The organism is Methylophilus rhizosphaerae, assembly GCF_900100975.1.
GTDB classification, from domain to species: domain Bacteria; phylum Pseudomonadota; class Gammaproteobacteria; order Burkholderiales; family Methylophilaceae; genus Methylophilus; species Methylophilus rhizosphaerae.
In genome coordinates this window covers 439,040-463,868 of record NZ_FNFX01000002.1, presented here as the reverse complement: position 1 = coordinate 463,868, position 24,829 = coordinate 439,040, and the positions used below count along the sequence as shown (strand labels likewise).

Annotated in this window: 19 protein-coding genes; 13 read left to right on the top strand and 6 right to left on the bottom strand. The window is 51.7% G+C overall.

Annotated elements, in window-relative coordinates; all coding sequences use genetic code 11:
- Window positions 1–11: 11 nt before the first annotated feature.
- The gene (locus BLP53_RS05875) at window positions 12–881 is read left to right on the top strand and encodes an NAD(+) kinase (RefSeq protein WP_091471220.1); all 870 of its coding nucleotides are present in this window, start codon (window positions 12–14) and stop codon (window positions 879–881) included.
- A 22-nt stretch (window positions 882–903) separates the two neighbouring features.
- Entirely contained in the window at window positions 904–2,565 is a 1,662-nt protein-coding gene (gene recN, locus BLP53_RS05870; RefSeq protein ID WP_091471219.1) for a DNA repair protein RecN, read from the top strand.
- 61 nt (window positions 2,566–2,626) lie between these two features.
- Here recN and BLP53_RS05865 read toward each other — a convergent pair whose 3' ends face one another.
- Both BLP53_RS05865 and fur read right to left on the bottom strand, forming a co-directional pair.
- A complete protein-coding gene (locus tag BLP53_RS05865; RefSeq protein WP_245652656.1) occupies window positions 2,627–3,187 on the bottom strand; it encodes a DNA-deoxyinosine glycosylase in 561 nt (186 codons plus the stop codon).
- 24 nt (window positions 3,188–3,211) lie between these two features.
- Window positions 3,212–3,628 (bottom strand): ferric iron uptake transcriptional regulator, encoded by a 417-nt coding sequence (gene fur / locus BLP53_RS05860; RefSeq protein WP_091471218.1) that lies wholly within the window; start codon window positions 3,626–3,628, stop codon window positions 3,212–3,214.
- A 173-nt stretch (window positions 3,629–3,801) separates the two neighbouring features.
- On the opposite strand from fur, the gene BLP53_RS05855 reads away from it, so the two are divergent.
- The 6 genes from BLP53_RS05855 (at window position 3,802) to BLP53_RS05830 (ending at window position 12,560) form a co-directional block, all read left to right on the top strand.
- Window positions 3,802–6,102, top strand: a complete 2,301-nt coding sequence (locus tag BLP53_RS05855) for a L,D-transpeptidase Cds6 family protein (RefSeq protein ID WP_245652654.1) — start codon at window positions 3,802–3,804, stop codon at window positions 6,100–6,102.
- A gap of 38 nt (window positions 6,103–6,140) precedes the next feature.
- On the top strand, window positions 6,141–6,947 hold the full coding sequence (gene dapB / locus BLP53_RS05850; protein WP_091471216.1) for a 4-hydroxy-tetrahydrodipicolinate reductase: 807 nt from the start codon (window positions 6,141–6,143) through the stop codon (window positions 6,945–6,947).
- Between the two features lie 198 nt (window positions 6,948–7,145).
- Window positions 7,146–8,303, top strand: coding sequence for a glutamine-hydrolyzing carbamoyl-phosphate synthase small subunit (gene carA / locus BLP53_RS05845; RefSeq protein WP_091471215.1), 1,158 nt, complete (start codon window positions 7,146–7,148; stop codon window positions 8,301–8,303).
- Complete coding sequence (gene carB / locus BLP53_RS05840; protein ID WP_091471214.1) at window positions 8,303–11,518, top strand: carbamoyl-phosphate synthase large subunit; 3,216 nt, start codon at window positions 8,303–8,305, stop codon at window positions 11,516–11,518. Before carA ends, carB begins: the two co-directional genes overlap by 1 nt.
- Before the next feature lie 92 nt (window positions 11,519–11,610).
- Window positions 11,611–12,093: a transcription elongation factor GreA gene (greA, locus tag BLP53_RS05835; RefSeq protein ID WP_091471213.1), complete on the top strand. Its 483-nt coding sequence runs from the start codon at window positions 11,611–11,613 to the stop codon at window positions 12,091–12,093.
- 11 nt (window positions 12,094–12,104) lie between these two features.
- Window positions 12,105–12,560 carry a DUF4149 domain-containing protein gene (locus tag BLP53_RS05830; protein WP_091471212.1) on the top strand — a complete coding sequence of 152 codons (456 nt, stop codon included), beginning with the start codon at window positions 12,105–12,107 and terminating at the stop codon, window positions 12,558–12,560.
- Between the two features lie 55 nt (window positions 12,561–12,615).
- Here the strand turns inward: BLP53_RS05830 and yhbY are convergent, their stop codons facing one another.
- Window positions 12,616–12,924, bottom strand: coding sequence for a ribosome assembly RNA-binding protein YhbY (gene yhbY, locus BLP53_RS05825; RefSeq protein WP_091471211.1), 309 nt, complete (start codon window positions 12,922–12,924; stop codon window positions 12,616–12,618).
- Between the two features lie 51 nt (window positions 12,925–12,975).
- On the opposite strand from yhbY, the gene rlmE reads away from it, so the two are divergent.
- The 5 genes from rlmE (at window position 12,976) to BLP53_RS05800 (ending at window position 18,506) form a co-directional block, all read left to right on the top strand.
- The gene (rlmE, locus tag BLP53_RS05820; RefSeq protein WP_091471210.1) at window positions 12,976–13,596 is read left to right on the top strand and encodes a 23S rRNA (uridine(2552)-2'-O)-methyltransferase RlmE; all 621 of its coding nucleotides are present in this window, start codon (window positions 12,976–12,978) and stop codon (window positions 13,594–13,596) included.
- A 147-nt stretch (window positions 13,597–13,743) separates the two neighbouring features.
- The gene (gene ftsH / locus BLP53_RS05815) at window positions 13,744–15,654 is read left to right on the top strand and encodes an ATP-dependent zinc metalloprotease FtsH (protein ID WP_091471209.1); all 1,911 of its coding nucleotides are present in this window, start codon (window positions 13,744–13,746) and stop codon (window positions 15,652–15,654) included.
- A 77-nt stretch (window positions 15,655–15,731) separates the two neighbouring features.
- Window positions 15,732–16,556, top strand: a complete 825-nt coding sequence (folP, locus tag BLP53_RS05810; RefSeq protein ID WP_091471402.1) for a dihydropteroate synthase — start codon at window positions 15,732–15,734, stop codon at window positions 16,554–16,556.
- Window positions 16,557–16,645: 89 nt separating this feature from the next.
- The gene (gene glmM, locus BLP53_RS05805; RefSeq protein ID WP_091471208.1) at window positions 16,646–17,998 is read left to right on the top strand and encodes a phosphoglucosamine mutase; all 1,353 of its coding nucleotides are present in this window, start codon (window positions 16,646–16,648) and stop codon (window positions 17,996–17,998) included.
- A gap of 16 nt (window positions 17,999–18,014) precedes the next feature.
- Window positions 18,015–18,506, top strand: coding sequence for a hypothetical protein (locus BLP53_RS05800; protein WP_091471207.1), 492 nt, complete (start codon window positions 18,015–18,017; stop codon window positions 18,504–18,506).
- 23 nt (window positions 18,507–18,529) lie between these two features.
- Here BLP53_RS05800 and BLP53_RS05795 read toward each other — a convergent pair whose 3' ends face one another.
- The 3 genes from BLP53_RS05795 to BLP53_RS05785 all read right to left on the bottom strand — a co-directional run bounded on the left by BLP53_RS05795 (window position 18,530) and on the right by BLP53_RS05785 (window position 24,825).
- Window positions 18,530–20,482 carry an alpha-amylase family protein gene (locus BLP53_RS05795; RefSeq protein WP_091471206.1) on the bottom strand — a complete coding sequence of 651 codons (1,953 nt, stop codon included), beginning with the start codon at window positions 20,480–20,482 and terminating at the stop codon, window positions 18,530–18,532.
- 38 nt (window positions 20,483–20,520) lie between these two features.
- Window positions 20,521–22,719: an HAD-IIB family hydrolase gene (locus tag BLP53_RS05790; protein WP_091471205.1), complete on the bottom strand. Its 2,199-nt coding sequence runs from the start codon at window positions 22,717–22,719 to the stop codon at window positions 20,521–20,523.
- Window positions 22,720–23,130: 411 nt separating this feature from the next.
- Complete coding sequence (locus BLP53_RS05785; protein WP_091471204.1) at window positions 23,131–24,825, bottom strand: two-component system response regulator; 1,695 nt, start codon at window positions 24,823–24,825, stop codon at window positions 23,131–23,133.
- Window positions 24,826–24,829: the final 4 nt, after the last annotated feature.

Below are 24,829 nucleotides of genomic sequence, written 5' to 3'. Positions count from 1 at the left end.
TTAATGCGCGCATGCTTCCACACTTTCGGTCGGTTGCCATTGTTGGCAAATATATGGATGAGTCGGCGCTGCATCACATGCGCGAAGACTTGACGCGTTTGACGCGTCACCTGCGGTCTCATGGCCTGCATGTCTGTGTGGAAGAACGCACCGCGAATTTTGTGGATGAAGAAGGTATCCAGCTGTCCACGCTGGAGCATATTGGCCGGAAATCTGATCTGGTGATCGTCATGGGCGGTGATGGTACCATGCTCAGTGTCGGGCGTGCCTTGCGCGATACACCTGCGCCGCTGGTGGGCATTAACCGGGGACGGCTGGGGTTTCTGACCGACTTGCAAACCGACAATATGCTGGGTGAGATCGACAAGATCTTGCAAGGCGAATACCAGCTTGAATCTCGCATGTTGCTGCAATCGGAAGTAACGCGTGCCGGCAAATATATACACCAGACCGTGGCGCTTAATGATGTCGTGATTAAAAGTGCTTTCCGCCTGATTGAGCTGGAAGTACATGTGGATGGTTTGTTTGTCTCGCAACAGCGCTCTGACGGCCTGATTCTAACCACGCCCACCGGGACGACCGCCTATGGCTTGTCTGCCGGCGGGCCGATCATGCATCCTGACCTGGCAGCGATCTCGATTGTCCCTATCAGTCCGCATACCTTGAGTTACCGGCCAATTACCGTGCCGGCGAAAAGTGTGATCGAAGTCATTGTCGTGCATGCGGCGGATGCGCAAATCAGTTTTGATGGCCAGGGGCAATATCCGCTGATGGCGGGTGACCATATCCGTATTGCGCGTGCCGAACAGGAAATCCGGCTGGTGCACCCAAAAGATTACTGTTATTTTGATATGTTGCGCAACAAATTAAACTGGGGTTGATGGGTTGTCCTGATCACTATCTATGCTGCAAGCACTTTCCATTCGAGATTTCGTTATTGTTGATACGCTGGAACTTGAGTTCTCGGCAGGCTATACCGCATTGACGGGTGAAACCGGTGCTGGTAAGTCCATCCTGATTGATGCCTTGTCACTCAGCCTGGGCGCGCGCAACGAAGGCGATGTGACCCGTAAGGGGCATGAAAAAGCAGAGATTTCCACTACTTTTGATATTGCTCACAACCAGGCAGCCCGTGATTGGCTGCAAGCCCAGGAAATGGAGGTGGATGAGGTGCTGGTGCTGCGGCGCGTGATCTATGCTGATGGCCGCAGCCGGGCGTTTATCAATGGGGCTTCAGCCACGGTGGGACAGTTACGCGAGATAGGCGAAACACTGATTGATATCTATAGTCAGAATGCACATCATTCCCTGCTTAAACTGACTACCCAGCGCGATATCCTGGATGCGTATGCCCAGGCAACGCCATTGGCGAAACAGGTCAGTGCGCTCTATAAAGACTGGTCACAGCTACACCAGCAACAATTGACATATGAAAAAAATGCCAGCCAGTTTGCCGATGAACTGGCAGAGCTGCGGGATAGCACGCGTGAACTCAGGCAACTCGAATTTGCAGCAGAAGAATGGCAGGTGTTGCAGCAGGAACACGTACGCTTGAGTAATGGTGCCAGCCTGCTCAACGGTATGGAAGCGTGCCTCAATATGATGAGCGAGAGCGATGAAGTGAATGCCATGGATTTGTTGTCGCAAGTGCAAAGCAAGCTGGCGGAATTGCAAGCCATGGATGCCGGGTTGCAATCCATCGCGGAAACACTGGATTCCGCAGTGATTCAACTGGAGGAATCCAGCCGGGCATTGAACCGTTATTTGCAGCGAAGCGAGCTTGACCCGGAACGCCTGGCCGAAGTTGAAGCGCGCATACAGGCGATTCATGGCGTCGCCCGCAAATACCGGGTCAAGCCGGAAGAATTGCCTGATCTGCTGGATCAGCAACTGGCGCGCATGCACGTGCTGGAAGGTTTTGCGGATGATGGTGCTTTAGCCAAACAGGTGCAAGCAGCATGGCAGGCTTATCAACAGGCGGCCAAACAATTGTCCGCACAGCGTCAGCAGGCCGCAAAAACGCTGTCACAAACCATCACAGCCCAAATGCAGGCATTGTCATTGAAAGGCGGGCAGTTTGCCATTGCCCTGACGCCGGGCGAAGCAGCTGCCCATGGGCTGGAACAGGTGGAGTTTCTGGTGGCTGGGCATGCCGGTGTTGAGCCACGGTCATTAAATAAAGTTGCTTCGGGTGGCGAGCTGTCACGTATCAGCCTGGCCTTGCAAGTCACGACCGCATCGCTGGGCAGTGTACCTTGCATGATTTTTGATGAGGTCGATGTCGGTATTGGTGGCGGTGTCGCCGAAGTGGTTGGCCACCTGTTGAACCAGCTTGGCCAGCAACGGCAGGTGCTGGTGATTACCCACCTGGCGCAGGTCGCCTCGCAGGCACAACAGCATTTACAGGTCAGCAAGTCCGAACACAATGGCACGACTTTAAGCCGCATTCGTGGCTTGAGTGCGGATGAGCGGGTGGAGGAGGTGGCGCGTATGCTGGGTGGTTTGCAGATTACCGAAGTCACGCGTAATCATGCCAGGGAAATGCTGAAACTTGCGATTCATTAGTTAGTTAGTATCAAACAACAGGCTAATCTCTCTGGCCTTCTGCCGTTGCTTGGCTGGCTATTTAAGCTGCATCATTCATGCTGTTGAGCAGCGCTGACCATCTTTCCAGTTTTTTTGCATAAGGCATGGCGGCATGTGCCGGACTAGTGGAAGGTAAGGCAAGCGTGTGTACTGCGCGTTCCAGCCGGATATGTTTCTTGAACAGTTTGGCCGCTGCGCTGCCATTTAATCCAATCACTTGAATAGACGGATAAGCTGCCAGTAAGCCATTAATATCATTGGCAACCACGGTATGTGGCGTAATGGCACTATCCAGGCTCCCCGGGCGATGGGCAGAATGACAGACATCCCAGATCGCCAGCCCAGCCGCTTTTACCTGCTCGCAGCGATCGAAGTAAGGTGCCAGGGCTTCAATCCCAAATAACGCTTGCATCATCCGCCAGAAGCTATTTTGCGGATGCGCGTAATATTGCTGTTGCCGGATGGAGGCGATACCGGGTAATGAACCCAGGATCAGGATATCCGGTTCCCCTCCGGCAATGGGTGGGAAACCGAAGGCATGAGGCAGGGAGGGAAGGAGAAGGTCAGGCAAGGACTGAAAAGGGCCAGCATCTTTCATCATGCGGGCCCGCGGCTTTACCAATGATTAATTACAAGGCTGCTTTTTACAGACACCATAAATGGTCAGCGAGTGATCCTGCATGGTGAAACCGTATTTTTCCGCAGCACTCTTTTGCCTTTTTTCGATTTCTTCGTCATAAAACTCTTCAACGCGGCCACATTTGATACAGACAATATGGTCATGGTGGCTGCCCTGATTCAATTCAAATACGGCTTTGCCACTTTCAAAATGGTGACGTACCAGCAGGCCGGCCTGTTCAAATTGCGTCAGTACACGATAGACGGTGGCCAGACCTACATCTTCACCGTTATTGATCATGATTTTATATATCTCTTCAGCGGACAGGTGGCGTTGTTCACTGTTCTCGAACAATTCAAGAATTTTCAAACGTGGCAACGTTGCTTTCAAACCGGCATTTTTGAGGTCTTTAGGATCATGCATAGTGTTTTATCCATTGGCTAAGTAGTCCGGCGTATTTGATTGCAGAACTACGTGGTATATTAATGATTGTTCTCAATAATACCGATTATAAAGTGAATCCAATGCGTAATTCTATCTTTTTTGTGTTGGTTGTCGCATCTTTGGAGACGGGGTGTGGTGCCAAACTGCCATCTATGAAGCCTTTCAAGATGGAAGTGCAGCAAGGTAATGTGGTGACATCCAAAATGCTGTTGCAACTGCGTCCCGGCATGACGCGTTCCCAAGTGCGTTATATTATGGGGACTCCGCTGATCGTAGATAGTTTCCGGGATAATCGCTGGGATTATTTCTATGAGCTGCGCAAGCAAGGGATGCTGGTTGAAAAACGCAGGGTCATTCTGGACTTTGATAAGGATAGCCTGGTGTCTGTACGGGGGGATGTGATTCCGTCGGCAGAGAATCCGGACGTCAAAACGATTGCTGAAACTCCCCAGCAAAAAGCGGAAGCGTCGAAAGACGATAGCTGGACGGATAAGCTGAAATTCTGGAAGGACAACGAAGCGGCAGCTGCTAATAAGGCGGCTGATACTACTGCACAAGTTGCTGGCGCAACCGCAGCAGCGGCAGAGACGAAAAATGCTGGCGCAGAAAGTGCGCCGCCAGCTGCCGAACCTGCCAAAGCCACTGAAACAACTACAGTCGCTGAAACAACTAAAGCCGAACCAGCTGCCAATGTAGCAGATGATGATGAGGTGGTCCCTTATATCCCTGAAGGCGAGTATCAGGCTGCACCTACGCCAGAAGAAATGGCCAAGGGCAACCTGGATGCGGCTGCAAACCAGGCAACAGAGGCCACTGCGAACGCCGTGAATGAAAATACCCTGGCAGCCAGGGCCAGCGAAGCAGTGGAGCCTCCGCCAGTATTTGAGCAAGAAGCTGTGCCAGCGCCGGCTATTGTGGCCGAGCCTGAACCTGTATTGCCACCACCAGTCAAGGCGACGGCCTCATCAGCAGCGGCACCCAAGAGCGTGCTGGTGCCGGTCAAGCCAGCCGTAGCGGCAGCACCTGTTGTGGCTGCCGCCGCTGCGAAGACTACACAATCAGCATCTGCTGAGACTAAAGCGGCAGAAGCAAAAGCATCTGCAACAAAAGCGGACAGTGACAAACCGGCGACAAGTGCCTCTGCGGTTGAAGATGATGAGGTGATTCCTTATATCCCAGAAGGCGAATATGTGGCGCCTGTGATTCCGACTGAAGGAGAGATGGTTAAAGGTAATATGGCCGAGGCTAATACACCTGCCGTGGATGCGGAAGCGCATCAGGTCACCGAAAAAGGCGTTGCACCAAAAGTGGCGAACGAAGCAGCGGAACCAGCGCCCACATTTATTGCCGAGCAAATGCCGGAACCTGAACCCGAGCCTGAGTTACCACCACCTCCTTCTTCTGTAGTGAAGCCGGTAGTGAAAGAAGGTGCGGCACCTGTTGCACCTGCAACTGCGTTAACTGCTGAGGAAACAAAACCGACGCCAGTACAGCCCGCCCGCGCGGATCATTCCGCCTCTGCTACAGCAATTGCGACTGAAGCAAAAGCTTTGCAGCCGGCCCCTGCAGTGGAAGCCGAGATTAACAAGTCGGTTGCTGCATGGGCACAGGCCTGGAGAAGCAAGGATATCAATGCCTATTTTGCTGCGTATGCCCCGGACTTCGTACCAGACGGCTTGCCGAGTAAAGGCGTTTGGGAGGCGCAGCGTAAACAGCGCCTTTCTACCAAGCAGGGAGCCATTACCCTGGTATTGAATAATGTCCAGGTGCAACATGATGGCGGTGAGGCGGTGGTGCAGTTCGCGCAGAAATATGCTGCCAGAAACTATAAAGACGAATTGTTGAAAACGCTGGACATGCGTTATGAACCTGCGCAAAAACGCTGGCTGATTACGCGGGAGCGTACTGCGCCTTTGGGCTCTGCCGCTGTACCTGCAGTTGTGGCGTTACCCAAGAAAACCGCGGTAGCCGAAGCACAGGCCTCAGTAGAGCCTGCGGTAGATATTCCGGTCGCCACTGAACCCAGTGTTGAAGCGGCCCTTGAGTCATGGGCGCAAGCTTGGCGCAGTAAAAACGTCAAGGCTTATCTGGCCGCTTATTCGCCTGAGTTTGTGCCGGACGGTTTGCCAAGCAAGAGCGCCTGGGAGGCGCAGCGTAAAAAACGGCTATCCCCCCAGCAAGGCGATATCAAGCTGGAAATCAATGCAGTGAATGTTGAGCGTGATGGTGACCGTGCCGTGGCGACTTTTACGCAAAAATACACTGCCAGGGCGTACCGTGATGAGATGGTCAAGAAACTACAGCTTAAGCTGGATCCGAACCGTAAAGTCTGGTTGATTGTGCGCGAAACTGCGGCATCCGGTGCTGATTTACCTGTGCCCAAGCAGCAGGTGACAGCGCCTGAAGATAGCCAGGAGCACCTGGATGGGACACTGGAGCAAATCGGGTTCTAATCTCCTGTATCAATTGAAAAGAATGTATTGAGCGAGTTATGTTAAAAGTAGTGATTGCTGGTGTGTCTGGTCGCATGGGACACGCTTTGCTGGATGGTGTGTTTTCAGATAACGGTTTGCAACTGCATGCTGCCCTGGATAGGGCAGGTAGCCCGATGCTGGGTAGGGATGCCGGTGAACAGTTCGGTAAAGTGACAGGCGTGAAAATCACGTCAGATGTTGCCCCTGCATTGCAGGGGGCCGATGTGCTGGTGGATTTTACCCGGCCTGAAGCCAGTATGCAGTATCTGCAAGCCTGTCAGCAGGCTAATGTGAAGTTGGTGATTGGGACGACCGGTTTTAGTGAAGCGGAAAAGTCTGCCATTACTGCTGCTGCCCGGCATGTCGGAATCGTATTTGCGCCCAATATGAGTGTGGGCGTGACCTTGCTGATCAACCTGGTGGAGCAAGCGGCGCGCGTGCTGAATGAAGGCTACGATATCGAAGTGGTTGAAATGCATCACCGCCATAAAGTGGATGCGCCATCAGGTACTGCCTTGCGGCTGGGTGAAGCCGCAGCCAAAGGCATTGACAAGGCATTGAAGGATTGCGCCGTGTATGCGCGTGAAGGCGTCACTGGCGAACGCGAGGCCGGGACGATTGGCTTCGCAACCATGCGTGGTGGCGATGTGGTCGGCGATCATACCGTGGTACTGGCGGGTGTGGGTGAACGCGTAGAGTTGACGCATAAAGCCTCCAGTCGTGCCACCTTTGCCCAGGGCGCATTGCGTGCAGCCAAGTTTCTGGCAGATAAGCCGAGTGGTTTGTTCGATATGCGCGATGTGCTGGGGTTTGCAAAAAACTGATGATATAGACGGTATTTTGCCTGACGCTTGCCCTTGAGTGGGTAGCTGATTTGCGCTATAATGATTTAATTCTGAAACGGGAAGAGTCCAACAAGCTTTTCCCGTTTTGCACATCTATTCACCGCCGCTTGAAATCCGTTCGGGCCATGAGTGAACCCTCTTAAAGATGTGTTTCGTATCAAACTTAAGGAGCTAAAGGTGTCAAAAACAATTCCAGCGATTTTAGTATTAGCAGATGGAACTGTTTTTAAGGGCATTAGCATTGGCGCTTCCGGTCATACAGTCGGTGAGGTCGTGTTCAACACTTCCATGACCGGCTATCAGGAAATTCTTACTGATCCTTCCTATGCCGAACAAATCGTGACATTGACCTATCCGCACATTGGTAACTATGGTACCAATGCCGAAGATGTCGAGTCAGGCAAAGTCTATGCTGCGGGTCTGATTATTCGTGACTTGCCCTTATTGGAAAGCAATTTCCGCAGTGAACAGAATCTTTCCGATTATCTCAAAGCCAGTAATGTTGTCGCAATTGCCGATATTGATACGCGCAAGCTAACCCGTATCCTGCGCGAAAAAGGCGCCCAGGCCGGCTGTATCATGGCAGGTGAGTCTGTGGATGAAGCACAGGCGCTGACTTTGGCCAACGGCTTCCCGGGCCTGGCCGGCATGGATCTGGCAAAAGTGGTGAGCTGTACCCAGCCTTATGAGTTTACTGAGGCTGAGTGGCAGTTAGGCTCGGGCTTCAGTAAAACTACCGCGCCTCAATTCCATGTCGTGGCATTCGATTACGGTGTGAAACGCAATATTCTGCGCATGCTGGTTTCCCGTGGCTGTAAAGTGACTGTATTGCCAGCGCAGGCGACAGCAGAGCAGGCATTGGCCTATCATCCGGATGGTATTTTCCTATCCAACGGTCCAGGGGACCCGGAACCTTGTGATTATGCAATTGCAGCCATCAAAACTTTAGTTGACACTGGCATTCCAACCTTTGGTATTTGCCTGGGTCACCAGTTGCTGGCATTGGCTAGCGGTGCCAAAACCTTGAAGATGAAATTCGGCCATCATGGTGCCAACCACCCGGTGCAGGATGTCGACAGCAAGCGTGTCTATATCACCAGCCAGAATCACGGCTTTGCGGCAGATCCAACCACTTTGCCAGCAAATATCAAAGTGACGCATGTGTCACTGTTTGATGGCAGCCTGCAAGGTATTGCGCGTACTGACAAACCGGCCTTCAGCTTCCAGGGCCACCCGGAAGCCAGCCCAGGGCCGCAAGAAATGAGTGTGTTGTTCGACCGCTTTATCCAGTTAATGCAAGAAAGCAAATCATCGCAAGAAAGAAAGTCCAGCTAATGGCAAAGAGAACCGACATTAAAAGTATTCTGATTATCGGTGCAGGCCCGATTGTCATTGGTCAGGCCTGTGAGTTTGATTACTCCGGTGCGCAAGCATGTAAAGCCCTGCGCGAAGAAGGCTACCGCGTCATTCTGGTCAACTCCAATCCGGCCACTATCATGACTGACCCGGAAATGGCCGATGCGACTTACATCGAGCCAATTACCTGGCAGATGGTGGAGAAAATCATTGAGAAAGAGCGTCCGGATGCCTTGTTGCCTACCATGGGCGGCCAGACTGCGCTGAACTGTGCGCTGGACCTGGACAAGCACGGCGTATTGCAGAAATACAATGTAGAGTTGATCGGCGCGTCCAAAGACGCGATTGATAAAGCGGAAGACCGCCAGAAGTTCAAGGAAGCCATGACCAAGATCGGGCTGGGTTCTGCACGTTCCGCGATTGCGCATAGCCTGGAAGAGGCTTTGCAGGTGCAGGCCAATATCGGCTATCCGGCAATTATCCGTCCTTCATTTACCATGGGGGGTAGCGGTGGTGGTATCGCTTACAACCGCGAAGAGTTTATTGCCATCTGTGAGCGCGGCCTGGATGCTTCACCCACCAACGAGTTGCTGATTGAAGAATCATTGCTGGGCTGGAAAGAATACGAGATGGAAGTGGTCCGTGACAAGGCGGATAACTGTATCATCATCTGTTCCATCGAAAACCTGGACCCTATGGGCGTGCATACCGGTGACAGCATCACCGTGGCGCCAGCACAAACCCTGACTGACAAAGAATACCAGATCATGCGTAACGCCTCACTGGCGGTATTGCGTGAAATCGGTGTTGATACCGGTGGTTCCAACGTGCAATTCGCCATCAACCCTGACGACGGCCGCATGATTGTGATCGAGATGAACCCGCGTGTATCACGTTCATCTGCATTGGCCTCTAAAGCAACGGGCTTCCCGATTGCCAAAGTCGCAGCCAAACTAGCGGTAGGCTTTACGCTGGACGAATTGCGCAATGAAATCACCGGTGGCCAGACGCCTGCGTCGTTTGAGCCATCGATTGACTACGTGGTGACCAAAGTGCCACGTTTTGCCTTTGAAAAATTCCCGCAGGCTGACAGCCGCCTGACCACACAGATGAAATCTGTCGGTGAAGTGATGGCCATGGGCCGCAGCTTCCAGGAGTCTTTCCAGAAAGCCTTGCGTGGCCTGGAAGTGGGCGTAGACGGCCTGGATAGTGTGACTGATGATAAAGACCGTATCGTCAAGGAAATGGGTGAGCCAGGTCCTGAGCGTATCTGGTATGTAGCAGATGCTTTCCGCCTCGGCATGAGTGTCGATGAAATTTTCGACATTACCAAAATTGACCGCTGGTTCCTGGTGCAGATTGAGGAAATTATCAAGCTGGAACAATCCCTGGGTGGCAAGCATATCGCCGATTTGAGCAAGGAAACGGTTTTCAGGCTCAAGCGCAAAGGCTTCTCGGACCGCCGTTTGGCCAAATTGCTGGATACTGACCAGCATGCCGTGCGCGCTTTCCGTCAGGCTTTGGGTGTGCGCCCCGTGTACAAACGGGTAGATACCTGCGCGGCTGAATTTGCGACCAACACGGCTTATATGTACTCCACCTATGAGGAAGAGTGCGAGTCCAATCCGACTGACAAGAAAAAAATCATGGTATTGGGCGGTGGCCCTAACCGTATCGGCCAGGGCATTGAGTTTGACTATTGCTGCGTACATGCGGCATTCGCCATGCGCGAAGATGGTTATGAGACCATCATGGTCAACTGTAATCCGGAAACCGTGTCTACCGATTACGACACTTCTGACCGCCTGTACTTCGAACCAGTGACACTGGAAGATGTACTGGAAATCGTCAATATCGAAAAACCGGTCGGCGTGATCGTGCAATATGGTGGTCAAACGCCATTGAAACTGGCGCGCGACCTGGAAAAAGCTGGTGTGCCTATTATTGGTACCACGCCAGATGCGATTGACCGTGCCGAAGACCGTGAGCGCTTCCAGCAGATGCTGCACAGCCTGAACCTGAAGCAGCCACCAAACCGTACGGCGCGTGCACCTGAAGAAGCGATTCGCCTGGCAACGGAAATTGGCTATCCGTTGGTGGTGCGTCCTTCTTACGTCTTGGGCGGCCGCGCGATGGAAATCGTGCACGAGCAAAGCCAGTTGGAGCGCTATATGCGCGAAGCGGTGAAAGTGTCTAACGAATCACCGGTGTTGCTGGATCGTTTCCTCAATGATGCGATTGAAGTTGACGTTGATGCGTTGAGTGATGGCGAAGATGTATTGATTGGCGGCATTATGCAGCACGTGGAACAAGCCGGCGTACACTCGGGTGACTCTGCCTGCTCGCTGCCACCCTACAGCCTGAGCGACAGCCTGCAAGATGAGTTACGCAATCAGACCGTGCAAATGGCGAAAGCATTGGGTGTAAAAGGCCTGATGAACGTGCAGTTTGCCGTGCAGAATACCGGGCAGGGCGAAGTGGTGTATGTACTGGAAGTGAACCCGCGTGCCTCACGTACCGTGCCGTTTGTGTCCAAGGCCTGTGGTTTGCAATTAGCCAAGATTGCGGCACGTTGCATGGCTGGCCAATCGCTGCAGTCACAAGGTGTGACCAAAGAGGTTGTGCCGCCTTACTACTCCGTTAAAGAAGCCGTGTTCCCGTTCATCAAGTTCCCAGGGGTAGATACCATCCTGGGGCCTGAAATGAAATCGACGGGTGAAGTAATGGGTGTTGGCACAACCTTTGCGGAAGCGTTTGTAAAGTCTCAATTGGGTGCTTCAGTGAAAATGCCGACTGGCGGTAAAGCGTTTATCAGTGTACGTAACGAAGATCACCACAAAGTGATTGATATCGCCAAAGATCTGGTCAAGCTGGGCTTCACCCTGGTGGCCACCAAAGGCACGGCACGTGCATTGTCCGAGCAGGGCCTGGAAGTCACGCCGGTGAACAAGGTAGCCGAAGGCAGGCCGCATATTGTCGACATGATCAAGAACGACGAAATCAACCTGATCGTCAATGTCACGGAAGACAAAAAAGCCATTACCGATTCCTACGAAATCCGCCGCAGCGCATTGCAGAACAAGGTGACGTATTACACCACGCTGGCCGGCGCGCGCGCGGCTTGCATCGGTATGGCACAAAGCAAGGATATGGATGTCTATTCGGTGCAAGACTTGCACAAACGACTTGCTTAACTTAAACTAGGCTTACATTGATATTGAAATAAGCCACGCTCATCCGGGTGTGGTTTATTTTTTTTATACTTAACTTTTTCAGGGTTTATGTTATGGCAGTACATCAGATTCCTGTCACCGTACGTGGTGCAGAATTACTCAAGGAAGAATTACAACGTTTGCGTGCGGTTGACCGCCCTAATATCATCCAGGCGATTGCCGAAGCCCGTGCGCAAGGCGATTTGTCCGAGAACGCAGAGTATGAGTCAGCCAAAGAGCGCCAGAGCTTTATTGAGGGTCGTATTGCCGAACTGGAAGGCAAGTTGTCCAACCTGCAGATTATTGACCCAACCATGCTGAACGCGGATGGCCGCGTCGTGTTTGGCGCGACTGTACGCTTTGAAGACCTGGATTCGGGTGATGCCAAAACTTACCAGATCGTCGGTGAAGATGAAGCCGATATCAAAAATGGCAAGATTTCCGTCAGCTCACCGATTGCGCGTGGCCTGATTGGCAAATCTGAGGGTGAAGTTGCCGAAGTGCAATCACCGGGCGGCATCAAAGAGTATGAAATTATAGAAGTGCTTTATATTTAAAGAAGACTGACATGGCACGCAAAACAGGACTGACAGGATGGCTGACCCCGGTAGTGCTCACGTTGTGGGTGGGGGCATTATGGATGACAGCCATCACTGCCAGCGTGCTGTTCCAGACCATTGCCGATCGCCAACTGGCAGGGCTGGTTGCTGGCAAGCTGTTCACCATCGTCAGTTATATTGGTATGGCCAGTGGCTTATGGCTGTTGCTGCAACGACTGGCTGGAGAAGGTTTTTCCGCGCTGAAGCAAGGCTTGTTCTGGGTCATCTTCGTGATGTGGGTACTGGTGCTGGTGGGTGAGTTCGGTATTCAGCCTTTGCTGGCGCAACTCAAGGCCAGTGCCTTGCCGAATGATGTCATGCAAAGCGTGTTTGCCAGCCGCTTCAGGACCTGGCATGGTGTAGCCAGTATTGCGTATATGGTGGAATGCCTGCTGGGATTATGGCTGGTGATTAAATCCAGCTAGCCCCCATAAAAAACGCGCAAATGATTGCGCGTTTTTAGTCAATGCAGCGGTCTTGTCAAACGTTAGGAATGACGATTTTAGCCGATGCTTTAATGGTGTCACTGGCACGGTAAAATACCAATTGTTTACCGATATGATGGACAGGCGCCGCACTGACTTTTTCACTGATTTCATTCAGGATGGATTTGCGCAATTCACGGTCATCGCCTGCCACTTGCACCTTGATTAATTCATGCGCATTCAGGCTGATGTCGATCTCTTTCAACACAGCCTCGGTCAGACCATTATTACCAATCATGACGACCGGGTTAAGATTGTGGGCAAGTCCACGTAAATAAGCGATTTGTTTGCTGTTTAATTGCATGCGATTCCTTCAAATTATCCTTTATTTTAGCATGAAGCGAATATTCACTCTATGAAACCTTCCAAAACCAGCAAGGCCTGGATGCAAGAGCATTTGAATGACGAATACGTCAAGCGCGCGCAGAAAGAGGGCTATCGCGCGCGGGCCGCATACAAGCTGCTGGAAATCGATGAAAAAGACAAACTGATCAAGCCCGGCATGACAGTGGTCGATTTGGGTTCTACACCCGGCAGCTGGTCACAAGTCGCGGTGCAGCGTCTGAAAGGGCAGGGGCGTGTTATTGCGCTGGACATCCTGGAAATGCACCCGATTCCGGGTGTCGAATTTATCTGTGGCGACTTCCGCGAAGAGTCCGTGCTGCAACAATTAGAGAGTAGCCTGAATAACAAACTGGTGGATCTTGTGATCTCGGACATGGCGCCGAATATGAGTGGCCTGAAAGATGTAGACCAGGCAGGTGCCAGTTATTTGACTGAGTTGGCGCTGGATTTCTGCCAGCAATGGCTGAAACCGGGTGGGCATTTCCTGGTCAAAGTATTCATCGGTAGCGGGTTTGATGACATTGTCAAACAAATGCGCAGCCAGTTTGAAAAAGTGGTGACCCGTAAGCCTAAAGCCTCACGCGACCGTAGCAGTGAAGTATATTTGCTCGGCCTGCATCGAAAACCTTGAATTGCAACCATTTTTGACCTTTAGTTTCGCCGCACAAGCAAAAAAATTGGGTATACAATGCGTTATTAGGCTTGAAAGTTTTGGTTTTGCCTCCATTCTTACCATTAGGGACATTCCCGCCTTTCGTTTTTAAGTTAAGGAACCACCTTGAATAATCTATTGAAAAATATCGCGATTTGGGTAGCGATCGCCTTGTTGCTGATGACGGTATTTAATCAATTCAACGGCCCAGGCAGAAACAGCGGGCAAGTAGTTTATTCGCAATTTATGCAAGAGGTCAAAGATGGCCGAGTTGCCAAGGTGCAGATTGATGGCCGTTCCCTGCATGTAACGACCAACGAAGGCAAAAGCTATGACTCCTTCTCCCCATCCGATCCATGGCTGGTGTCCGACCTGCTGAAAAACAATGTGATTGTGGAAGCCAAACCGGAAGAGCATGAATCCATGCTGATGAGTATTTTCGTGTCCTGGTTCCCCATGATTCTGCTGATCGGGGTCTGGATTTTCTTTATGCGCCAGATGCAGGGTGGCGGCAAGGGCGGCGGCCCATTCTCGTTTGGCAAGAGCAAGGCGCGCCAATTGGACGAATCCAATAACAGCACCACATTTGCAGATGTCGCCGGTTGCGACGAAGCCAAGGAAGAAGTGGCCGAACTGGTCGAATTCCTGAAAGATCCGAGCAAGTTCCAGAAACTGGGTGGGCGTATTCCACGCGGGGTATTGATGGTAGGCCCTCCAGGGACAGGTAAGACCCTGCTGGCACGTGCGATTGCCGGTGAAGCCAAAGTACCGTTCTTCAGCATTTCCGGTTCTGATTTCGTTGAAATGTTTGTCGGTGTTGGTGCGGCACGTGTGCGTGACATGTTTGAAACCGCCAAGAAAAACTCACCTTGTATCGTATTTATTGACGAGATTGATGCAGTGGGCCGCCATCGTGGTGCAGGTACCGGCGGCGGTAATGATGAACGCGAACAGACCTTGAACCAGATGCTGGTGGAGATGGACGGCTTTGAAGCGAACTCCGGCGTGATTGTGATTGCTGCAACTAACCGTGCCGACGTCCTGGACAAAGCATTGCTGCGTCCAGGCCGCTTTGACCGCCAGGTCATGGTGGGCTTGCCTGATATCAAGGGTCGTGAGCAAATCCTGAATGTGCATATGCGCAAAGTGCCTATTGACCCGGATGTGAGAGCAGATATCCTGGCGCGTGGTACACCAGGTTTCAGTGGTGCAGATCTGGCCAACCTGGTCAATGAAGCAGCCTTGTTTGCAGCACGCCGTAACAAGCGCACGGTCGATATGCAGGACTTTGAAGATGCCAAAGACAAAATCTTCATGGGTCCTGAGCGTAAGTCCATGATCATGCGTGAGGAAGAGCGCCTGAATACGGCTTACCACGAGTCTGGCCATGCAGTGGTGGCCAAATTGTTACCTAAAGCAGACCCGGTACATAAGGTAACGATTATGCCGCGTGGCTGGGCGTTGGGCTTAACCTGGCAATTGCCTGAGCACGACCGCATCAGTAACTATAAAGACAAGATGCTGGAAGATATTTCCATCCTGTTCGGTGGCCGTATTGCCGAAGAGATTTTCATGCACCAAATGTCTACCGGCGCTTCGAATGACTTTGAGCGTGCGACCAAAATGGCGCGTGACATGGTGACCAAGTTTGGTATGTCTGATGCACTGGGTACCATGGTGTATGCCGGTAGTGAGCAGGATTCCTGGATGGGTAGTATGTCTTCCCGTACGGTCTCTGAAGCCACTCAGCAAAAAGTGGATGCAGAAATCCGCCGTATTCTGGATGAACAGTATGCGATTGCCCGCAAACTGCTGGAAGACAACCGTGACAAAGTGGAAGCCATGACCAAGGCATTGATGGAAATGGAAACCATTGATGCGGACCAGATCAATGACATCATGTCTGGCTTGCCGGTGCGTCCACCCAAGCAAAAAAATAACCCTCCTGTCACCACGGGTGGTAGTGGCGGCAGTGGTACTATTGTGAACCCCTCGCCACAACCGACCGCGAAAGGTGATGAGGCAAATCAGAGTTAAGTTTTTTGCCTGAGTGCTTGGTGGTAAAATATAAAGGCTGGCATTTGCCAGCCTTTGTTTTTCTGGAAACGCCATTTATGCAATTTCGCTGTGGACGCTTTACTCTCGATGTTGGCACCCCAAAAGTCATGGGCATTGTCAACGTCACGCCCGACTCCTTTTCCGATGGCGGAAAATATACACAGGCTGAGGTAGCAGTTGCTCACGCCTTACAGCTGATTGAAGAGGGTGCTGCCGTTCTGGATATCGGTGGCGAGTCCACACGCCCCAATGCCGCGCCCGTAACGGTCGAAGAGGAGCTGCGGCGCGTGATTCCGGTGATTGAGGCCCTGGTGGCACACAATATTGCAGTGCCGATTTCGATTGATACCTATAAGCCGGCCGTGATGCGTGCCGCCATTGCTGCCGGTGCCAGTATGGTGAATGATGTACGCGGACTACAGGAACCGGAGGCGCTGGACATTATTGCCGCCAGCGATGCTGGTGTCTGTATTATGCATATGCAAGGCACACCACAAACCATGCAGGATAATCCGCACTACGAGGATGTGGTGGCAGAGGTCAAAGACTTTCTGCGTATCCAGCGGGATGCGTGTCTACAAGCGGGTATCCAGCAGGATCGTATCATGCTGGATCCAGGGTTTGGTTTTGGTAAAACGCGCGCGCATAATATTGCGCTGGCCAAAGCCTTGCCACAATTACTCGACCTGGGCTGTCCGCTGCTGGTCGGGCTGTCCCGCAAGTCTGTCCTGGGGCAAATGACTGGCAATGATGTCGATGCGCGCCTTTATGCAAGTATCGCCGCCGCGGTTGTCAGTGGCATGCAAGGCGCACACTTGTTGCGCGTGCATGACGTGAAAGCAACTGTGGAAGCGCTGAAAGTCGTCGCTGCACTTAAATAAGCCCAGGGGCTTAATTGAATTAAACAGGCAATTGGAAGATTGAAATATCATCAAGCCGGTCACAGGCTGTTAGATAAGAAAGCATCACAATGAGTAAACAATATTTTGGGACAGATGGTATTCGCGGACGTGTCGGCGAGAGTGTGATTAATCCAGAGTTTGTCATGAAACTGGGCTATGCCGCCGGCCGAGTCCTTGCCAGCCATGAGCATCTGCCGCAAGGCAAGCGCCCCACGGTGCTGATTGGTAAAGATACGCGTATTTCCGGCTATATGCTTGAGGCTTCACTGGAGGCTGGCTTATCCGCTGCAGGTGTGGATGTGCTATTAACTGGCCCTATGCCGACCCCGGCGGTGGCTTATTTAACGCGTGCATTGCGTGCCCAGGCGGGGATTGTGATTTCGGCCTCCCATAATCCCTATTACGATAACGGCATCAAGTTTTTTTCCGCACAGGGAAGCAAGCTGCCGGACGAGCTGGAGTTTGCGATTGAGGCCGAACTGGGCAAGCCTATGCAGGTGATGGATTCTGCCAACCTGGGTAAAGCCAGGCGTGTGGATGATGCTGCCGGTCGCTATATCGAGTTCTGTAAAAGCACGTTTCCTGCCCGCCTGGATTTGCGTGGCCTGAAAATTGTGCTGGATTGCGCACATGGTGCGACTTACCATGTGGCACCGCCAGTTTTTCATGAGCTGGGGGCCGAGGTAATCGCCATCGGCAATCAACCGGATGGCCTCAATATCAATGAAAACGTAGGGTCTACCCATCCGCAGGCCCTGCAAAAAGCCGTGGTCGGGCATCAGGCCGATCTCGGCATTGCTTTTGATGGCGATGGTGACCGTGTCATGATGGTGGATGGGTCGGGCAATCTGCTGGATGGTGATCAGTTGCTGTATATCATCGCCATGGGTTTGTATGCCAAAGGTAAACTGAAAGGTGGTGTGGCTGGCACATTAATGACCAACCTGGCACTGGAACATGCATTGCAGAAACACCAGATTCCTTTTGGCCGTGCCAAAGTAGGTGACCGTTATGTGCTTGAATTGCTGCAAAGCAAGAACTGGAAACTGGGCGGTGAAAATTCCGGCCATATCCTGACCCTGGATAAGCATAGCAGCGGTGATGCCATCATTGCGGCCTTGCAAGTGCTGCACTCCTTGCGTGAGAGCGGTAAAACCCTGCAGCAGCTTGGCGAGAGCCTGGTGCTTTATCCGCAAGTATTGATTAATGTGACGACGCAGCAAAAACTGGATTTAAACCAGGTGGCTGTGCAGGAAGCAGTCAAGCAGGCAGAAACCATCCTCAATGGGCAGGGTCGTGTGTTATTGCGTGCATCGGGTACCGAGCCCAAGATTCGCGTCATGGTCGAAGGGCTGGACAAAGCGCTGGTGCAAGCACAGGCAGAGCAATTGGCAGCGGTAATTCGCCAGTTGGCCGCCTGATTTCCAGGAGAAGGCCATGGATACGTTTAGTCACGCACTGTGGGGATACGGCCTGTTTGGCTTCCGCAAATATCCAAAGTTTGCGGCACTGATGGGGGCCATGCCTGACCTGATTTCTTTCGGCGCATTATTTTTCATGCGCGTGATGGACGGCACTTACCAGTGGGGAAAACCAGCGCTGGCGACATTACCCGGCTGGATTTATCCTGCCTATACGGTGGGGCATAGCTTTGTGATTGCGTTTGCGGTCATCGGCCTGGTCGCCATCTGGCGTAAGGATATCGCGTTTGCGATGCTGGCCTGGCCGTTCCATATCATGCTGGATTTCCCTTTCCATAGCCTGCAATATTTTCCCACTCCCATGTTCTGGCCTGTGTCGGATTTCAAGGTGGATGGTATTCCGTGGTCGACCTGGTATATCTGGTTCCCTAATGTGGCTGGCATTATACTGTTACTGGCATACCGGCAACACCAGAAAAAACGCCTGACCACGCGCATTGACTATTAATTTTCCCTTTGCGTGATGAGTGCTTAACCCGGTAACCAGTAAGCGGTCAGTTTTGGAATGATCAGCGCGTCTTCTTCTATCTGTACGGTTTGCCCGGTACATAAATCAATCAGTGTACCTTCTGTTTTAAGCAACCCTTTTTGCCTGAAAACTGGTAATTCCACGCGTTGCGCATCCGCATCAAAATTGGCAACCACAATCACATTTGAGTTCATGCCAGTTTGTACATAGCGGCTGAATGCAAACAAATGCGGATTTTCAACGGCAATCAGGTCGCGATTATTGAGGTCGGCAAAGGCGGAAATTTCCTTGCGGATTGCGATCATCTGCCTGATCTGGCTGAACAAGCGTTGTTGAACTGTGCCTGGCTCGTTTCTCAGGGCTAACATATCCCAGTCCAGCGTTGGTCTGTGCACCCAGCGGTTATCGTGCATTTTGGAAGAGTCCTGCAGGTAGCCGTCATTGTTCAAGGTACCCACAGAGTCACCATAGTAAAGCAGCGGAATGCCGCCAAAGGACATGATCAGGTTGTGCAGTAACACAATCGTCAGGATGGCATTGTCGATGGCTGGTTGGTCATTGTTGGCCAGCGCTGTTTCCAGGCCGGCCAGAGATGCCAGCGCGCCGGAGATCCTGGCATCGCCGGTTTTCCGGTTGACGCCGAAAGCAAAGCCCCTGGCATTGGACTCCGGATACTGGCCTGTATAGTATTCAATCAGGAAGTGGCGGTGGGCGGCAGGTTCAAAGCCTGCTTCAATAATGGCTTTGTCGCTAAACCCCAGGCCAATATCGTCATGACAGCGTACATAGTTGAGCCAGGTGGCCCGGTCCAGTTTTTCCGGCAGGTCTTCCACGCCTTTGGTGAGCAGCAGGGTCCGTTTCGTCGCCACGGCATCCCAGAGCAAGGCCATGAACGTGGCGTTATAGGCGATTTCGCACTCTTTGGCGTTAATGGCATCCTCACCAAAGTACTTGATGATTTCAATCGGTGCGACAATCGCTTCTGCAATAAAAATCACGCCGGGTGCGGTGACCTGGCAACAGTCTTTCAATAATTGCAGAATCAGGTGCGCTTCGCGTTCGTTCTGGCAACTGCTGCCTATTTTTTTCCACAAAAATGCCACAGCGTCCAGGCGCAGGATATCCACGCCTTTATTGGCCCAGAACAAAATGATTTCCACCATTTCAATCAGCACCGACGGATTGGTGTAATTGAGATCCCACTGGTAATTGTTGAAGACCGTCATGACCCATTGATTGGTTTCCGGGTTGAAGGTGAAACTGCCCGGCGCATGCTCCGGAAACACTTCCGGCATTGAAGCTTCAAACATATCCGGCATGGTGCGGTCAGGATACATATAGTAATAGTCCTGGTATTGCTGCTCGCCCTGTTTGGCTTTCATGGCCCAGGCGTGCTCGTCTGAAGTGTGGTTTACCACCACGTCCAGTGTCAGCAGCATGTCACATTGCTGCATGGCAGTCACCAGTTGATCCAGGTCTTGCAGCGTACCGTAACGGGGGTCAATTTTGCGGAAATCGCGGACAGCATAGCCGCCATCATTTTGTTTCTCGGGGCAATCCAGGATGGGCAGGATATGTATCAGGTTAATACCCAACTCCTGCAGATAGGGCAGCTTTTCACGCATGTTTTGCAAGTTGCCGGCAAAGCCTTCGCAATAGAGCGCCATGCCGACCAGTTTCTGTTGCATGAACCAGTCGTGGTTTTTTTCGCGTTCCAGGTCTTTGCTTCTTAAATGTGGGGCACGTTGCGAAAAATACTGCGCCAGGGCAGACACAAGCTTCCCCATTTGCGCTTTAAAGTCGTCGCGATGGCCGTACAAATGCTGGAACAGGGAATGAATGGCGTAGAAATTAGCCCCCAGGCGGGTATAGAAATGCCGCCAGTCTTCCCCTTTGGGCTGCTTGAATTCCAGCAGAATATCATTCAACAGAGAGTGCGAGATTTGTTCGTACATTTAAGCTCTCCAGGTCATGCATGTGTCCAGAAATATGACTATCTTTCTGTCAGTAAAACCGCATCATGTTCTTTCTCGGCTGCAGGAGTCCCAAATTTGTAGTGCTGCATGCCTTCCAGAATGCCGTGCGCATAGCTGGCTTCGGCAAAATAAATCCGGGTAGATCCTTTCAGATGCGCAAGATCTTCGCTGTAATTGCCAACCACCACCGCCATAGTATCGCCCACCAGCATTTCAATATCATTGCCCGAGTCGCCTGAAACCAGGAAGTTGGTCAGTGGCAACCCCCACTTGTAAGACAAGTAGCGAATGGCATGACCTTTGGAGGCGCGTACCGGTAACAGGTCAAGAAATTCCCCATGCGAGTAAATCACTTGTGCGTGCAAACCCTGTTTGCGCAAATGCTGGGTGATGTGTTCCATGGAGGGTATTTTCCCGGTATCAACCAGGTAGGAAATCTTGAATTCGCGCTGGTTTTCTGCCGACTGTAACCGGAGGCCGGGTATTTTTTCCATCGCTTTCAATACATCATCGCGCCGCCACTGGTGGCGGATATGATTGGCCCAGCCAATATCCGGAATACGGCGTAAACCGTAATGAATTTCGGAGCCGACCGAGGTAATCAGTACATCGGGGATCGGGATATGGTTTTTGCGCAGAATATCCATGGTGCTTTCCAGAGGCCTGCCTGTGGCAATGCCAAAAATGGTATAGCCGGCATTCTCCCTTAGCCATGCCACCAGTGCTTCCTGGCCTGCACGATCCCCCAGCAAGGTATTATCGATATCGGTGATAAAAGCATGTTGCGCCAGTGGAATGTGAGATTTACCACTATGTAGCGTAATCTGTTGTTTGCGCAGGTTCTTGCGTTGCCTGCGTAGCAGATTGCGTATTTCTTTGACATATTTATTGACGTGGCCGGCCCAGGTGTAATGGCGCTTCACGTTGATCACGCCGCTTTTGGCCCATTTCCGCCAGCGGGGCCTGTCCGTCAATGCAGATAACAATGTGTCGCCAATGGCAGTACTATCCAGCGTATTCACCAGCAAGCCATGATGGCAGTTGGCCAGGATATCACGTGGTCCGCCGTCATCGGGGGCAATGACAGGCAAGCCACAGGCGCCGGCCTCCAGCAGTGTCAGTCCAAAAGGTTCGGTAAACGCGGCATTAATAAATATGCCGCGGCTTTTGGCTGCCATGCGGTAGAACTCGGGCACATCTTCCTGCGCATGATTCTTGGGGATAGCAACTTTTCCCCACAGGTCATAGGTGTCTATATCCAGCAGCAATTCAGTGAGTACCGCTGCCTGGGATTTATCCAGGGTGCGAATATCCTCCCGGCTACCTGCGACCAGCACCAGGTTAGCACGACGTTGCAATGCTTCATTATTGCCGTAGGCAGCGACCAGGCCTTTGAGGTTCTTGCGCAACTCTGGCCGGCATATGCATAAAATTATCGGTTTCTTCGAGTTTTCCAGGAAATGTCCCACACTTTGCTCGACCGTTGGGGAGACATGTTTTCGGTCTGGCGGTAAAAAGCGGGAAGTATCTGTCCCAGGTGGAATAATACGGAAACGCTTGGGATCAGGATGGGTATACATGCCGTATTGCAATTCGACTTCCTGGCGTGTGCTGGTCACGATCAGTGAAGCATGCTGGATCAGCGCCTCTTCTTCAGCGATGCGCCGCTCAAAATTAAACTGTTTTTCTATGGTTTGTGCTTTACGTCCGCTGGATAGCAGGCGTTCCTGTTTGGGCCTGCCCAGCGAGTGGCCAGTATGAATTTGCGGAATCCCCAGTAGCATGGAGAGCTGTCGCCCCACATAGCCTGCATCGGCATAATGCGAGTGAATCACATCGGGCAAACGGCCTTGGTGGCGCAAATAATGCAGGCAGCGATCCACGATCTGGTCCAGGTGCGGCCACAGGGCTTCTTTGCGCAAATAGCGCCTGGGGCCACAGGGAAAGCGGATAATACGGGCTTTTTCGCTTAGTATTTCTTCGGCTTGTGCATAGCCCTCGGAGACTTTGGGATCCTGAATTAAGCGGGTAAGTAAATCTACCTTGCCGATTTGCGGATGTTCCGCCAGGGCTTTGGCAAGGTCCAGGACATAAGTGCATTGCCCACCGGTATCTGCATCTGCCCCGAGTTCAAGTGCTTCACCCCTGATTAAGCCATGGACGCTGATAAGCAATACATATAACTGGTCATTTTTTTGTTGATATTGTTCACGCATACATTCCTTAATACTATTTATAAAAGCCGGAAGGCAACAGCACAGGCGCTAATTGCCAAAGCAAGTTTATGGCAGCTAGGAAAAGGGGGGAGCATGTTCTTTTGATGCATCCGACAACTGTTTCAAGGCTTTCAATGCGAAAGCGGAGTACCACTAACAGCAGAAAGTTGATAAATCTATTAAAGATGACACTTGCGTACAGTAGAAGTTTACTTTTGTTATGTAGGAATTAAGGCAATTAAACAGTATGCTCGTATTTGCAGCGCGGGCAGAAAATCAGGACAATCCAAAAGTGGCCAGACAGGAGTGACGACCAGAAAATGCTACAGCAGCACGATATAAAAGTAAGTTAAGACAATGCCTGATACCAGCCAGGATCGCATGCACCATGAGATGCTGACAGCATATGGATCAATTATTTTCCGACAGCCACAGCAATATTTGGTCGCTGGCCTTCGGGCGGCAGATCAAATAACCTTGAACTTCATCACAACCCAGCGTAAGAAGGGTATGCATGGCGTCTTTGTCCTCGATTCCTTCTGCTACCGTTGTTAAGCCCAGATTATGTCCCAGTTCGATAATTGAACGGATAATCATGAAATCCTTGTTATCCGTCAGCATGTTTTTGATAAATGACCTGTCGATTTTAATTTCATTTATCGGTAAGTCCTTAATGCTGGCAAGCGAGGTATATCCCGTCCCGAAATCATCGATGGAGAGCTTGATTCCTCGCTGACTTAAGGCATCCAGGGTTTTTTTCGCACGCACGGGATCCAGTACGATGGCAGTTTCGGTGATTTCCAGCATCAACAGTTCCGGTTTTGTCCCGCTGGCGCTGATTGCCTCGTTTATCATCTCTAGCAAGTTAGCATCATGCAGTGAGCGCGCGGAAAGGTTCACACTCACCCGAAGCGGGTCATCCTGCAACGCTGCCTGCTGTATAAAGGTTAAAGCTGACTCCATTACCCAGCGGGTGAGCGAGCCTATCAGGCCCGTTTGCTCGGCGGCCAAAATAAAATCGTTGGGTCCCAGTAATCCCAGTCGGGGATGCTGCCAGCGCACCAACGCTTCAAAGCCTACTACCCGCCCGGTTTTTAATGCCAGCTTAGGCTGGAAGTAGAGAACCAGCTGATTCTGGTCAATGGCCTGTCTAAGTTCCGCCATTAATCCCAGCTTTTCGGCACTGTGCAGATTATATTTAGGATCATAAAGTACGTAACCGCTCGCCAAATGCTTTGCTCGATACATGGCAATATCAGCTACCTGGAGCAAGGCATGAGAGTCTTCAGCATGATCGGGCATAATGCCCACACCAATACTGGCTTCTACCGAAATCGGTACGTCATCAATCATAAAAGGCGGTTCCAGCTGTGCTTGAATCTTTCCGATAACGGTTTGAATTTCATCAATATTGGCTAACCGTGGCAGTAAAATTCCAAATTCATCGCCACCAATGCGGGCAACGATATGAGGAGCCGGCAGTAAGCGCTGCAGTCTTGCGCCCACTTGTTTCAATAAGGCGTCACCACGCGCATGCCCAAGTGTATCGTTGACGTTCTTGAAACTGTCCAGATCCATCAGGAGCAGGGCGATAGAACGAGACTCGCTGTTGGCCTGTGCGATCTCAGCATCAGCAATTTCATAAAATCGTGCACGGTTAGGGAGCTCTGTCACTTGGTCCAGGTAAGCCAGCCGGTGAATGATCACGTCCGAATGCCGCTGTTCAGACCTGGTTTGTGCATCCCGAAGCTCGCGCTCAGTGGCGGGGATTAAGCGCTTTAAGCTGCCTTTTAAAATGTAATCATGAGCCCCCGCTTTCATTGCATGCACAGCACGATCTTCACCTATCGTGCCTGACACAATAATAAAGGGGATGTCATGGCCGGACTCACGCAAGATGGCCAATGCATCGAACGCACTGAATTTAGGCATACTAAAATCTGAAAAGACAATATCCCAGGCCTGTCGGTCCAGTTCGGCTTTCATGCCCTCGGCAGTTTCTATACGTCGATAGTGAGGCTCATATCCGCCACGCCTCAATTCATATAGCAACAGCTCGGTATCGTCCTCGGAATCTTCAACAATTAATGTGTTCAATATTTTCATATTG

Coding starts and splice junctions, on each gene's coding strand:
- BLP53_RS05855 (WP_245652654.1), top strand. CDS start 3,802: ATGAAGCCTTTCAAGATGGAAGTGCAGCAAGGTAATGTGGTGACATCC.
- BLP53_RS05785 (WP_091471204.1), bottom strand. CDS start 24,825: ATGAAAATATTGAACACATTAATTGTTGAAGATTCCGAGGACGATACC.
- BLP53_RS05865 (WP_245652656.1), bottom strand. CDS start 3,187: ATGATGAAAGATGCTGGCCCTTTTCAGTCCTTGCCTGACCTTCTCCTT.
- carB (WP_091471214.1), top strand. CDS start 8,303: ATGGCAAAGAGAACCGACATTAAAAGTATTCTGATTATCGGTGCAGGC.
- BLP53_RS05800 (WP_091471207.1), top strand. CDS start 18,015: ATGGATACGTTTAGTCACGCACTGTGGGGATACGGCCTGTTTGGCTTC.
- BLP53_RS05830 (WP_091471212.1), top strand. CDS start 12,105: ATGGCACGCAAAACAGGACTGACAGGATGGCTGACCCCGGTAGTGCTC.
- fur (WP_091471218.1), bottom strand. CDS start 3,628: ATGCATGATCCTAAAGACCTCAAAAATGCCGGTTTGAAAGCAACGTTG.
- yhbY (WP_091471211.1), bottom strand. CDS start 12,924: ATGCAATTAAACAGCAAACAAATCGCTTATTTACGTGGACTTGCCCAC.
- BLP53_RS05790 (WP_091471205.1), bottom strand. CDS start 22,719: ATGCGTGAACAATATCAACAAAAAAATGACCAGTTATATGTATTGCTT.
- rlmE (WP_091471210.1), top strand. CDS start 12,976: ATGAAACCTTCCAAAACCAGCAAGGCCTGGATGCAAGAGCATTTGAAT.
- folP (WP_091471402.1), top strand. CDS start 15,732: ATGCAATTTCGCTGTGGACGCTTTACTCTCGATGTTGGCACCCCAAAA.
- BLP53_RS05875 (WP_091471220.1), top strand. CDS start 12: ATGCTTCCACACTTTCGGTCGGTTGCCATTGTTGGCAAATATATGGAT.
- greA (WP_091471213.1), top strand. CDS start 11,611: ATGGCAGTACATCAGATTCCTGTCACCGTACGTGGTGCAGAATTACTC.
- glmM (WP_091471208.1), top strand. CDS start 16,646: ATGAGTAAACAATATTTTGGGACAGATGGTATTCGCGGACGTGTCGGC.
- BLP53_RS05795 (WP_091471206.1), bottom strand. CDS start 20,482: ATGTACGAACAAATCTCGCACTCTCTGTTGAATGATATTCTGCTGGAA.
- dapB (WP_091471216.1), top strand. CDS start 6,141: ATGTTAAAAGTAGTGATTGCTGGTGTGTCTGGTCGCATGGGACACGCT.
- recN (WP_091471219.1), top strand. CDS start 904: ATGCTGCAAGCACTTTCCATTCGAGATTTCGTTATTGTTGATACGCTG.